General features: G+C 64.6%; 10 protein-coding genes. 8 read left to right on the top strand and 2 right to left on the bottom strand.

Features of this window, described 5'->3' with window-relative positions:
- Positions 1–35: 35 nt before the first annotated feature.
- The 8 genes from WS57_RS17290 (at position 36) to hutC (ending at position 9,377) form a co-directional block, all read left to right on the top strand.
- The gene (locus tag WS57_RS17290) at positions 36–1,052 is read left to right on the top strand and encodes a GlxA family transcriptional regulator (protein WP_009692154.1); all 1,017 of its coding nucleotides are present in this window, start codon (positions 36–38) and stop codon (positions 1,050–1,052) included.
- Between the two features lie 135 nt (positions 1,053–1,187).
- Positions 1,188–2,399 (top strand): M24 family metallopeptidase, encoded by a 1,212-nt coding sequence (locus WS57_RS17285; RefSeq protein WP_009692155.1) that lies wholly within the window; start codon positions 1,188–1,190, stop codon positions 2,397–2,399.
- Positions 2,400–3,070: 671 nt separating this feature from the next.
- Positions 3,071–4,453, top strand: coding sequence for an MFS transporter (locus WS57_RS17280; RefSeq protein WP_081056885.1), 1,383 nt, complete (start codon positions 3,071–3,073; stop codon positions 4,451–4,453).
- 340 nt (positions 4,454–4,793) lie between these two features.
- Entirely contained in the window at positions 4,794–5,657 is an 864-nt protein-coding gene (locus WS57_RS17275; protein WP_059518752.1) for a substrate-binding periplasmic protein, read from the top strand.
- A 9-nt stretch (positions 5,658–5,666) separates the two neighbouring features.
- Positions 5,667–6,440 carry an amino acid ABC transporter permease gene (locus WS57_RS17270; RefSeq protein WP_009692158.1) on the top strand — a complete coding sequence of 258 codons (774 nt, stop codon included), beginning with the start codon at positions 5,667–5,669 and terminating at the stop codon, positions 6,438–6,440.
- Positions 6,430–7,221 (top strand): amino acid ABC transporter ATP-binding protein, encoded by a 792-nt coding sequence (locus tag WS57_RS17265; RefSeq protein WP_059518750.1) that lies wholly within the window; start codon positions 6,430–6,432, stop codon positions 7,219–7,221. Before WS57_RS17270 ends, WS57_RS17265 begins: the two co-directional genes overlap by 11 nt.
- 172 nt (positions 7,222–7,393) lie before the next feature.
- Complete coding sequence (gene hisC, locus WS57_RS17260; RefSeq protein ID WP_009692160.1) at positions 7,394–8,536, top strand: histidinol-phosphate transaminase; 1,143 nt, start codon at positions 7,394–7,396, stop codon at positions 8,534–8,536.
- Between the two features lie 106 nt (positions 8,537–8,642).
- Positions 8,643–9,377 carry a histidine utilization repressor gene (gene hutC / locus WS57_RS17255; RefSeq protein WP_059518748.1) on the top strand — a complete coding sequence of 245 codons (735 nt, stop codon included), beginning with the start codon at positions 8,643–8,645 and terminating at the stop codon, positions 9,375–9,377.
- 45 nt (positions 9,378–9,422) lie between these two features.
- Here hutC and WS57_RS17250 read toward each other — a convergent pair whose 3' ends face one another.
- Entirely contained in the window at positions 9,423–10,802 is a 1,380-nt protein-coding gene (locus WS57_RS17250) for an FAD-binding oxidoreductase (RefSeq protein WP_009692162.1), read from the bottom strand.
- A 188-nt stretch (positions 10,803–10,990) separates the two neighbouring features.
- A complete protein-coding gene (locus WS57_RS17245) occupies positions 10,991–12,298 on the bottom strand; it encodes an MFS transporter (RefSeq protein ID WP_009692163.1) in 1,308 nt (435 codons plus the stop codon).
- Between the last annotated feature and the right edge of the window lie 72 nt (positions 12,299–12,370).

Raw genomic sequence — 12,370 nt, 5'->3', positions numbered from 1 at the left:
TTCCTGCCCGTCGGTCCGGTGGCGCCGATCCCCCGATGTCGAAAAACGCGTTCGTTCCGTCTGCGTCGTCCCGATCGCGCGAAGCCATTCATGACCTTCGCGTCGTCCGGTACGGCTTCCTGCTGGTCGACAATTTCTCGCTGATTGCGCTGAGTGCCGCGATCGATCCCTTGCGCATCGCCAACATGGTCGTCGGGCGGCGTGTCTACGATTATCGGCTGATCGCGCCCGGCGACGATGTCGTCCGGTCGAGCGACGGCATCCGCGTCGTGCCGGACGTATCGATGTCGGACAGCGAAGCGTTCGACGTCGTGTTCGTGGTCGGCCCCAATCCGGTGCCGCGCCGGCGCACCGGCGCGATCGTCGACTGGCTGCGCCGCCAGGCGCGCAGCGGAACCGCGCTCGGCGGCCTCGACACCGGCAGCTACTTCCTCGCGCGCGCCGGGCTGCTGAACGGCTATCGCTGCACGATCCACTGGGAGGACCAGGACGTGCTGATGGAGCAGTTCCCGAAACTGACGGTATCGACGCGCCTCTACGAAGTCGATCGCGACCGCTATACGTGCAGCGGCGGCGTCGCGCCGCTCGACCTGATGGTGCATCTGCTGGCGGCCGCGCCCGGCAGCCGCGCGCTGGCCGCGCGCGTGCTCGAATTGCTGGTCGCGGAACCGCGCAGTCGCGAATACCGGCAGCAAACCTCGCTGCGCCAGTACATCGGCGCGGAGCACGAGAAGCTCGACGAGGCATTGCAGCTGATGGAAAGCAATGTCGAGGAGACGCTTTCGGTGCCGGAGATCGCCGAGCATCTGCACGTGTCGCAGCGACAGCTGCAGCGGTGGTTCCAGGATCGCCTCGGCAAGTCGCCCGCGCAGGCCTATCTGGAGATTCGCCTGCTGCGCGCACGGCAACTGCTGTACCGCACCGCGGCCTCGCTGGAGGACGTATGCGCACGCACGGGCTTCACGTCGACGACCCATTTCGCGACGCGCTACAAGGAACAGTTCCAGATCTCGCCGATCGCCGACCGGCGCCGCTATCAGAACGCGCTGTAGGGCTTCGTGCCGGTCTGGTGGTTAACCCGGCATGGCCAATTCGCGAACGATGATGTCCATCGCGGAAATCTTCGAATTCGTCGAACTTCTACCATCTGCTCACACCCACCCCGCTTTTTACCGAGGAGCGAGCACATGAAGATGGAGAACCTGATTCGAATCGAGAACGGCGAGAAGGTGAAGCACACGTTCTCCGATGCCGAATATGCGAACCGTCAGCGCAAGCTGCGCGAACTGATGGCGCGCGAGAACATCGATGCGGCGCTGTTCACTTCGTATCACAACATCAACTACTACTCGGACTTCCTGTACTGTTCGTTCGGCCGCAAGTACGGCCTCGTCGTGACGCCCGACAAGGTCGTGTCGATCTCGGCGAACATCGACGGCGGCCAGCCGTGGCGGCGCACGGTCGGCGACTACAACGTCGTCTACACCGACTGGCAGCGCGACAATTTCTTCCGCGCGGTGCAGGCCGAGATCGACGATCGCGGCCGTGTCGGTATCGAGTTCGACCAGGTGCCGCTCGACGTGCTGGCGAAGCTGAAGGCGGCGCTGCCGTCGGTCGAGTTCGTCGACATCGGCGTACAGACGATGCGCATGCGCATGATCAAGTCCGACGAGGAGATCGCGCTCATCAAGCATGGCGCGAACGTCTGCGATGTCGGCGGCGCGGCGCTGGCCGCCGCGGTGCGCGAAGGCGTGCCCGAGCACGAGGTGGCGCTCGCATCGACGCAGGCGATGGTGCGCGAAATCGCGCGCCGCTTTCCCGATTCGGAGCTGATGGACACGTGGACGTGGTTCCAGTCCGGCATCAACACGGACGGCGCGCACAATCCCGTCACCACGCGCAAGGTGCAGAAGGGCGACATCCTGAGCCTGAACTGCTTCTCGATGATCGCCGGCTACTACACGGCGCTGGAGCGCACGATGTTCTTCGACCACTGCCCGGACGAACACCTGCGCCTGTGGAAGATCAACGTCGAGGTGCACGAGGCGGGCCTGAAGTTGATCAAGCCCGGTGCGCGCTGCAGCGACATCGCGTTCGAACTCAACAAGATCTACGCGGAATACGGGCTGCTGCAGTACCGGACCTTCGGCTACGGTCACTCGTTCGGCGTGCTGTCGCACTACTACGGTCGCGAGGCAGGGCTTGAACTGCGCGAGGACATCGATACGGTGCTGGAGCCGAACATGGTCGTGTCGATGGAGCCGATGATCATGCTGCCGCAGGGCCATCCCGGCGCAGGCGGTTATCGCGAGCACGACATTCTCGTCGTCGGCGAGCGCGGCGCCACCAATATCACCGCGTTCCCGTACGGGCCGGAGCACAACATCATCAAGGGATGACCGGCGCATAGGCGCGCGGTTTCGGCTTCGGTCGCGCGACGGCGGCCGTGTAAAGAAATGCAGGCGACGGGGCGATCCGGCAGGATTGCCCCGTTTTGCTTTGGTCCGTCGAACGCCGGGTCGATCGTGGGTCCGATCGCGATCGATGCACGGCTGTCGTATTCGTCCCCTGTATTCGCGAGCAGGTGCGTTTCGACACATGGCTCGATCGAGCCCCTATCATTCGTCATCCTGCCGAATCGTCCGACTTGATGATCAGGCGTTTGCACGGCGTGCGGAACGGACCGATCGTCTGTCCGGACGCGCGCGTCTCGTCCCTTCCATCCCGTTCGCGCTTTCATGGCGCGGCGACATATCGTTTCGCTCCACGATCCACGCCGCTCGGCGTTTCCCGCGGCTTGCCGATTTCGACGCAAGATCGCCGAAGATGCGACGCTTTCCGCACGCGAATGCGGCAGCGCTGCCGCCCGCCGGATTCTGCGGTGTTAACCCTCGATGTCGAATCCAGAGAGTCGATTGTCGAAAATGAAAATCTTCCTGGGGCGCCAGCTCCTACCATGCGCTTGAACGGCCGCGATTCGTGCGCTGCGCAGCGCAAGCACCGAACGATCGATCGAATCACGGATGGCGGCCACGACACCGCAACGTACGATTCAGTTTGGAGACTGAGCATGAGTACCAGAAAGCTAATGTCGGGCCGGTCGGCGGATGCCGGCGCATGGTTGCCGGGCCAGGGCGGCGCGATCCATTCGGGCGGCGGCGCGACCGCGCGCGAAGCGGCCGATCCGAAACTGTTGAAGCGGGCCGCATGCGCGAGCTTCATCGGCAATTTCGTCGAATGGTTCGATTACGCGTCGTACGGCTATCTCGCGACCGTCATCGCGGTCGTCTTCTTCCCGAAGAGCGACGCGACGACCGGCTTGCTGGCCGCGTACGGCGTGTTCGCGATCTCGTTCGTGATCCGGCCGCTGGGCGGCGTGGTGTGGGGGCACTTCGGCGACCGGGTCGGGCGTCGGACCGCGCTGTCGCTGTCGATCCTGATCATGTCGTGCTCGACGTTCCTGATCGCATTCCTGCCGACTTATGCGCAGGTCGGGATGCTCGCGCCGGTGCTGCTGTTGCTGGTGCGCGTCGTGCAGGGCTTCTCGGCGTCCGGCGAGTATGCGGGCGCGTCCGCGTTCCTCGCCGAATACGCGCCGGAAGGCAAGCGCGGCATCTATACCAGCATCGTGCCGGCCAGCACCGCGGCAGGGCTGCTGTTCGGCTCGATCTTCGTCGCCGTGATGCACGCGGTGATGACCTCGCAGCAGCTGCACGACTTCGGCTGGCGCCTGCCGTTCCTGCTCGCCGCGCCGTTCGGCCTGGTCGGACGCTATATCCGCATTCGTCTCGAGGACACGCCGAAGTTCAAGGCGCTCGAAGGCGCGCACCATGTCGCACAGGCGCCGGCCACCGAACTGCTGACGCGGCATCGCGGCAGGATGCTGATCGCGTTCGGCGTGACGTGCCTGAATGCGGTCGCGTTCTATCTGGTGCTGAGCTACATGCCGACCTACCTGTCGACGGAGCTGGGCATCGGCGAGACCGAGTCGTTCATCGCGGCGACGATTTCGCTGGCCGCATATATCGGGCTGATCTTCCTGATGGGCGCGCTGTCGGATCGCGTCGGACGCAAGACGATGCTGATCGGCGCGTCGGTCCTGTTCGCGGTGCTGACGGTGCCGCTGTTCAAGGGGCTGGCGGGCGCGAGCTTCGCGACGATCGTGATGATCCAGATCGCGTTCGGCGCGTTGCTGACGATGAACGACGGGACCCTGCCGTGTTTCCTGTCGGAGATTTTCCCGACGCGCGTGCGTTACAGCGGCTTCGCGTTTTGCTTCAACGCGGCGAATGCGCTGTTCGGCGGCACGGCGCCGCTGGTCGCGACCTGGCTGATCGGTGCGACCGGCAGCAAGCTGGCGCCCGCGTGGTATCTGGTCGGGGCGGCCGGCGTCGCGCTGGTCGCGATGCTCGCGAGCAGCGAGACGGCGAAGCGGCCGCTGGCGGACGATTGACGGTGCGGTGAATCGGTCGGCGCTCTCCGGTGCGCTTGAACGGACGCGTCGCGGGGCGGGATGACATTCCGCCGCGCGCCGCGTTTTTTTATTTCCCCATTTCGCGTGTCCGTCTCATTACGCGCGGTCTAGTCTGCAAGACGCAGGCCAGACCTTATCAGGGAAAGTCATGAAATCGCACAAACCTATGTTTATAAAGAAGTTTGACGCGATATCTTGATAAGGTCGCGGCAGCTCTCGAAAAACATTTTGGCCGGCATTTTGTTGTGGTCTAGTCTGGTCTAGACAGCATGGGCGCCACGCCTGTGCGCTTCCACGACCCTCGTCCGGAGTGTTTGCCATGCCAGCCATCAAACGTCTGTTCGTTTTGTCCGTTGCATCGGTGTTGTCCTCCAGTGTCGTCCCGAGCGCCCACGCCGGCTGCCTCGATGACGTGAAGGCAGCGGGCGTGCTGCACGCTGGCAACGGCCTGATGGGAACGCGGCCGTTCGCATGGCAGAACGAGGACGGCACATACGGCGGCCTGGAATCGGACCTGTTGAAAGAGGTCGGCAAGCGCATCGGCGTGCCGAAGACCGATTTCGTCGTCACCGAGTGGAGCACGCTGATTCCGGGGCTCAAGGCCAGGCGATGGGACGTGATCTTCTCGTCGATGTCCGCGACGCAGGAGCGGATCCAGAACGCCAACGTACGGTTCTCCCGTCCGTATTTCCTGCTGTATGACCAAATCATCGTCAAGACCGATTCACCGATCCAGTCGCCGGCGGACTTGAAGGGGCGCAAGGTCGGCACGACGCTCGGCACGAACGACTCGCTGAATGCGCATCGTCTCGCCGACGAAGGAAAGATCGGCGAGGTGATGGATTTCAATACGTTCGGCGAGCCGTTCGCCGCGCTCCAGAACGGACAGGTCGATGCGGTGCTGCTCGATCAGGGCACCCTGCTCGGGCAGCGCGAAAAGATGAAGAACCTGCGCGTGGTGGGCCAGCCGATCTACTATCGCCCGAAGCCCGAGTGGGCCGCCGCCGAGGCGAAGGCGAACTACCGGTTCGGTTCGAGCGCGGTCGCGGTGCGCGCGGAATGCACGGATCTGCTGAACGCGGTGAACAACGCGCTGCTGTCGATGGATCAGGACGGCACCCGGCAGCGCATTCTCGTCAAGTACGGTGCATGGTCGGCCGAGCAGGCGACCCTGACGAAATGAGGAAAAACCATGCAAGAGTTTTTCCTGCACATGATTCCACGCTACTTCCCGTTTCTGCTGAAGGGCGCATGGATCACCATCGAGCTGTCGCTGATCAGCATGACCGGCGCGATCCTGCTCGGTCTGGCGGTCGCCATCGGGCGACTGTCGCCACGGCGCTGGATCGCATGGCCGTTGCAGTGCTACGTCGAAATCTGGCGCGACGTGCCGCTGGTCGTCCAGTTGCTGGTGATCTATTTCACGCTGCCGCAGATCGGCCTGACGCTGCCGGGCTTCTGGGCCGGCGTGCTCGGTCTCTCGCTGAATCTCGGCGCCTACCTGTCCGAAGTATTCCGGGCGGCGATTCAGTCGATCGATCACGGGCAGCGTGAAGCCGGAATGACGATCGGCATGTCGAACGCGATGATCTACCGGCGCGTGATCCTGCCGCAGGCGATGAAGGTGGCGTTGCCGACGGTCGGCGGCTACTTCATCTCGCTGATGAAGGATTCGTCGCTGGTGTCGTTCATCGCGGTGAACGAACTGCTGCGTCACGGGACGATCATCATCGCCGAAACCTTCATGAGCATGCAGGTGTACCTGATGGTCGCGATCATTTACTTCGCGATGAGTTTCGCCGCAGCGCGCGGCGTGCGCTGGATCGAGCGGACCTTCACGCCGGCCCATCGCGGCGGCCGGCGCACGGCTTCGCGCGCGGTCGCGCGTGCCGGATCGTACGAGGCGTCCGTCGGCGCCGTCGGGGCAATGCCCGCACAGGGGCGGGGGGTGAATCTTGAACGCTGACGTCAATCATGACGCGGAGCCGATCATCGAGGTCCGCGGGCTGCAGAAATCGTTCGGCACGCTGAAGGTGCTCAACGGAATCGACCTGTGCATTCGACCGGGCGAGGTCAATTTCTTCATCGGACCGAGCGGCGGCGGAAAGTCGACGCTGCTTCGCTGCATCAACTTTCTCGACGTTCCGACCGGCGGCGAAATCCGTTTCGACGGCGAGTCGCTTTGCCGGCAGGAAGGCGCGGTGTTTCGCGTGATTGCCGAATCCCGGCTGCGCATCGCGCGTCGCAAGATGCCGATGGTCTTTCAGCAATTCAACCTGTTCGCGCACCGGACCGTGCTCGAGAACGTCATCGAGGGGCCGATTCACGTGCTCGGTTGCACGCGCGATCAGGCCGTTGCGGAAGCGGAAGCGATCCTGAAGCAGGTCGGCCTCGAAAAGCGGCTCGATCATTATCCGGATCAGCTTTCCGGCGGGCAGAAGCAGCGCGTCGCGATCGCGCGTGCGCTGGCGATGAAGCCGAAGGTCGTGCTGTTCGACGAACCGACTTCGGCGCTCGATCCGGAACTCGTCGCGGGCGTGCTCGACACGATTCGCGCGCTCGCCGATGCCGGCATGACGCTGGCCATCGTCACGCACGAGATGAGTTTCGCGCGCAAGCTGGCGGACCGCATTCATTTCGTTGCGGATGGAACGATTCACGAGTCGGGCGCGCCGGAAGATGTGCTGTCGGCCGATCGGGACTCGAAGAGCCGCATCGCGCATTTCCTGCGCGCGGTCGAACGATAGCTTCCGGCGTCGCGCGGCGAGACCGCATACCAACGCGTATTCACAGGAGGAGCACTCAGATGATTCGCGAGCGAATCGAAGCACGTGTCGCAAGCCCGTCAGCAGGCGATGATCTTGTCGCGCATCTGTCGTCCATGCAACCGGGGCAGCCCGGTCAAGCGCGGGTGGCCGTATGAGCGATGTCGAAACCGAAACGGGACCGGACATGAACGCCGTGCCGTCGTATATCCGTACCTTGCCGATGTACGTGCCGGGGCGATCCGAGCAGTCGGTGGCGCGCGAATACGGGCTGTCGCGCATCGTGAAGCTGGCGTCGAACGAGAATCCGCTCGGCTGCAGCCCGCGCGTCGCCGAGGTGCTGGCGGACGTGATGTCGCGGCACAGCGCGACGCTTTCGCGGTATCCGGAAAGCGATGCGCACGAACTTCGCGGCGAACTCGCGCGATACCACGGCTTGCCCGAAAACCGGTTTGCGGTCACGAACGGGTCGCACGAACTGATCGACCTTTGCGCGGCGCTGGTCTTGCGCGACGGTTTCGCCGGGCTGTATTCGCAATACGCGTTCCAGGCCTATCCGATCAGCATCAGGGCGCGCGGCGCGCATGCATGCGAAATCGGCGCGCTGCATTACGGGCACGATGCCGCCGCGATATGCGCGGCGCTGAACGACGATGCGGGCGGGCGGATTCGGCTGGTCTACGTATGCAATCCGAACAATCCGACCGGCACGCTGCTGACACCGGATCAGGTCGAACGCATCGTCGAGCAGGCCGGCACCGATCGTCTCGTCGTGCTGGACGAAGCGTATATCGACTATGTCGATCCGGCCCTGCGCGTGGATGCGGCGGCGCTCGTCGAGCGTTATCCGCAGCTGGTCGTTGCGCGGACGTTCTCGAAGGCGTACGGGCTCGCATCGCTGCGGATCGGGTACGGGATCATGAGCGCGGAACTGGCGGACATGATTGCGCGGATTCGTCCCACCTTCAGCGTCAATGCGATGGCGCAAACGGCGGCATCGGCGGCGCTGTCCGACCGCGCGTTCCTGGCGCGGACGCAGCAGAGCAACCGCGCGGGCATCGAGCAGATCACGCACGCGCTTCGCACGAGCGGCATCGAATATGTGCCGACCCATGCGAATTTCATCGCGATTCGCCTGCAGTATGCGGCCCGCACGACGCAGAGGCTGCTCGAAGCCGGTGTGGTGATCCGGCCGCTGGGCGCCTATCGGCTCGACGATTTCGTCCGCGTGACGATCGGCACGGAGGAGGAGAACGAGATCTTCCTCGATGCGCTGCTCGACGATCGCGAACCCTGAGCGCCCGGGTATTGCCGTCCGGAGACGGCTCGATCGATCGCGCGACCGCATCGTGTTTCGACAGGGCCACGGTTCGTGGACGGCGACGACAGGAGAGAACGACAACATGCAGAAGATCGGCGTGCCGTTCCGGAAGATCAAGGCACTGGTGCGCGACAAGGTCCGGAGCGGCGAGTGGAATGTGGGGGAGCGCATTCCGTCCGAAGTAGATCTCGCGTCGGCGTTCGGGGTGGCGCGCATGACGGTCAACCGCGCGCTTCGCGAATTGACCGCCGAGGGCATGCTCGAGCGCGTCGCCGGCGTCGGCACGTTCGTCGCGGAGGGCAAGCCGCAATCCAACTTGCTGATGATCGCGCACATTCGCGACGAAATCGTCGCGCGCGGGCATCAATACTCGTGCCGGCTCGTCCGGCATGAGCGCGAGCACGTACCGCTCGACATCACGCGCGCGCTGGACCTGGCGCCCAACGATCAGGTGTTTCACCTGGTCTGCGTTCATCTGGACGACGGCCGCCCGCTTCAGCTGGAAGATCGCTACGTCAACCCGGCCGCGGCGCCCGGTTTTCTCGCGCAGGATTTCACGGCGGAACCGCCGTCCGCGTACCTGTACAACAACGTGTCGCATTTCGAGCTGGAGGTCGAGCATGTCGTCGATGCCGCGCATCCGTTGCCGGATCAGGCCGCGCTGCTCGAAATCGAGGCCGGCGAGCCCTGTCTGATCCTGACGCGGCGCACCTGGACCGGCGGCGTTCCGGTCACGATCGCGCGCTTCGTGCATCCGGCGAACCGCTACAGCCTGGGATCGCGATTCAAGCCGCATGCGCTGCGCGGCCAGATATGAACGGCGGCGCGCCCGACAGCGGGCAGCGCCGGGTGCCCGTCGAGGTTACGGCAGCAGCTTGCCGGGATTGAGAATCCCGTTCGGATCGAGCGCCTGCTTGATGGCGCGCATGCAGGCCAGTTCCGTCGCGCTGCGGGTATGGCCCAGAAAGGCGCGCTTGTGCACGCCGATGCCGTGTTCGGCCGAAACGGAGCCGTTGAATTGCCTGACGAGATCGTAGACGACGGCTTCGGCCGCCGCAGGCTCGACGTCGGGAATCGAGCGGCCGTCGATCGTGATATGGAGATTCGAGTCGCCGATATGACCGAAGAAGCACGCGCGCGCGGTCGGCCAGCGGGTTTCGAGTTCGGCGCGGCACTGGCTGACGAAGGTCCCGATCTCGCCGATCGGGATGCTGATGTCGAAATTGATCGGCGCGAGCCTGATGGGGAATTCGGCCGTTGCCTCGCGAATTTCCCACAGCGCGTGCGCCTGCGTGTCGGATTGCGCGATGACCGCGTCGAGCAGCAAACCGGATTCGAGTGCGTCGCCCAGCGCGCCGGTGAAGCGTCCGCTTCCGTCTTCGGCATAGCACGTGTGCTCGATCAGCGCATAGAGCGGATAGGCCGCGGAAAAGGGCGATTGCCGGCTTCGCGAGAACGACACGCCCAGCTCGAAGAAGTCCGGCCACATCAATTCGAATGCGCTGAGCTCCCGTCCCAGGCGCGCTTTCAGCGTTTGCAGCAGCGTGACCGCGTCGGAATAGCCGGACAGCGCGCAGAGCGCCGTTTGCCGGCCCGCGGGGCGGGGCGCGACGCGCAATACGGCACGCGTGATGATGCCGAGCGTGCCTTCGGATCCGATGAACAGATGACGCAGGTCGTAACCGGTGTTGTTCTTGATCATCTTGCCGAGGCCGCTCAGTATGCTGCCGTCCGCCAGCACGACTTCGAGGCCCAGCACCTGATCGCGCGCGGGGCCCGACTGGATGACGCGGATGCCGCCCGCATTGGTCGCGAGGTTGCCGCCGATCTGGCAGGTTCCCCGCGCGCCCAGATCGAGCGGGAATTCGAAATCCTCGGCCGCGGCGGCTTCTTGAATCGCCTGCAGTGTCGTGCCTGCCAGCACGGTCATCGTCGATGCGGAGCGGTCTATTTCCTCGATGCCGGTCATTCTTTCGAGCGAAATGCAGATGTCGCGCGAGGTCGGCACCGCGCCGCCCGCGAGCCCGGTCAATCCGCCCTGCGGGACGACGCTTTGCCTGGCCGCATTGCATAGCCGCAGCGCGGTGGCGACCTCTTGCGTATTGCGCGGCAGCACGACGGCCAGCGGCGCATGCGGTGCTTTCGCGCTCCAGTCGCCGCGGTGGCGATCGGCGATGGCGTCGCCGGTTCGTAGCACATCCGCGCCGAGCGCGTCCTCGAGGGCATGCAGAATCGCTTCCATGTCGTTCCTGTCGCAGGGTGTGGATTAGGCATCATGGATAGTTGTATATACCGCCGATTCCGCTCGATCAAGTCGGTGATCTACGCAGACATGGAGGGGCGCGCGACAAGCGTCGTCGGGCCGGTTTCGCGACCGGTTCATGTCGGGGCTCGGTGCGACCGCATGCGCCGCTGCCGGCCGGCCATGCGTTACGCGGCGAAACGGCTCGCCGCGCTTTGCCGCAGGTTGCGCTTTTCCAGCACGGCGGGTGCGGTTTCCTTCATCGCCAGCGCGCAGCATGCCGACACCACGCCGAGCAGCGAGAACATCAGCGCCGGTCCGATCCAGCCGAACGCGCCGTACATGCCGGTGGCGACGATCGGCAGCAGGCCTGCGATCACCGATGCGCCGTTATAGCCGAGCGAAATGCCCGACGAGCGCACGTTGGCCGGAAACTGCTCCGAGAACCAGCTCGCCTCGACCGCAAAAATCGGATCGTGACTGAAGAGCAGGGACAGCGCGACCGCGACGATCACCATGACGATCGCGCCGGTGTTGATCAGCATGAACATCGGCACGCCGAAAGCGATGGTGAACAGCGCGCCCGTCATGAATACCGGACGGCGGCCGACCTTGTCGCTCAACGCGCCGTAGACGAGGTGGCTGACGAGGCCGAGCGCGGAGCCGAGCAGCGTCCCCCACAGGATATGGCGCGTCGTCGACACATGCGCGAGCGCCACATACGACAGCATGAAACTCGTCGTGATGTAGTAGCCGCCCGTTTCCGCCATGCGCAGGCCGACGATCTTCAGGATGCTGCGCCAGTCGCTCCTGATCACTTCGAGCGCGGGCTGCCTGACGACCTTGTTCTCGGCCTTCACCGCTTCGAAGGCCGGCGATTCCGACACGCTCATCCGGATGAAGATGCCGATCGCGACCATCACGAACGACATCAGGAACGGCATCCGCCAGATCCAGTCGCCTTCGAACAGCGCGGCCGACAGCAGGAACGCGCCGTTCGCGAGCAGCAGGCCGAGCGGAATGCCCAGTTGCGGGACGGCGCCGAACAGGCCGCGGCGTTTTTCCGGCGCATGCTCGCAAGCCATCAGAACCGCGCCGCCCCATTCCGCGCCGAAGCCGATGCCCTGCACCATGCGCAGCAGGATCAGCAGGATCGGTGCGAGCACGCCGGCTTGCGCGTAAGTCGGCAGGCAGCCGATCAGCACGGTCGCGCCGCCCATGGCGACGAGCGACCAGAACAGCACCGCCTTGCGGCCGAGGCGATCGCCGTAGTGTCCGGCGAGATAGCCGCCGAACGGGCGCATCAGAAAGCCGATCGCGAGCGTCGCGAACGACGCGAGGATGCCGACGATCGGCTCGGTGGTATGGAAGAAGATCTTGCCGAACCATGCGGCGGCGGCGGTGCCGTAGATGAAGAAGTCGTAGCTCTCGACCGCCGAGCCGATCATCGACGCGACGGCGACCTTGACCGCGCGGTCTTTGTTGTTGCTGCTCATGGTGTGTCGTCTCCGATACTTCAATCGGCCGCGTCCGGGGGCGGATGCGGCTCGAGGTGCGTCGCGCTTTCG

The organism is Burkholderia pseudomultivorans, assembly GCF_001718415.1.
Taxonomy (GTDB): domain Bacteria; phylum Pseudomonadota; class Gammaproteobacteria; order Burkholderiales; family Burkholderiaceae; genus Burkholderia; species Burkholderia pseudomultivorans_A.
This window is presented reverse-complemented; position numbering and strand designations above follow the sequence as displayed.

Bases quoted from the DNA above. Each gene is read 5' to 3' on its own strand.
- WS57_RS17290 (WP_009692154.1), top strand. From the start codon at position 36: ATGTCGAAAAACGCGTTCGTTCCGTCTGCGTCGTCCCGATCGCGCGAA.
- WS57_RS17285 (WP_009692155.1), top strand. From the start codon at position 1,188: ATGAAGATGGAGAACCTGATTCGAATCGAGAACGGCGAGAAGGTGAAG.
- WS57_RS17280 (WP_081056885.1), top strand. From the start codon at position 3,071: ATGAGTACCAGAAAGCTAATGTCGGGCCGGTCGGCGGATGCCGGCGCA.
- WS57_RS17275 (WP_059518752.1), top strand. From the start codon at position 4,794: ATGCCAGCCATCAAACGTCTGTTCGTTTTGTCCGTTGCATCGGTGTTG.
- WS57_RS17270 (WP_009692158.1), top strand. From the start codon at position 5,667: ATGCAAGAGTTTTTCCTGCACATGATTCCACGCTACTTCCCGTTTCTG.
- hisC (WP_009692160.1), top strand. From the start codon at position 7,394: ATGAGCGATGTCGAAACCGAAACGGGACCGGACATGAACGCCGTGCCG.
- hutC (WP_059518748.1), top strand. From the start codon at position 8,643: ATGCAGAAGATCGGCGTGCCGTTCCGGAAGATCAAGGCACTGGTGCGC.
- WS57_RS17250 (WP_009692162.1), bottom strand. From the start codon at position 10,802: ATGGAAGCGATTCTGCATGCCCTCGAGGACGCGCTCGGCGCGGATGTG.
- WS57_RS17245 (WP_009692163.1), bottom strand. From the start codon at position 12,298: ATGAGCAGCAACAACAAAGACCGCGCGGTCAAGGTCGCCGTCGCGTCG.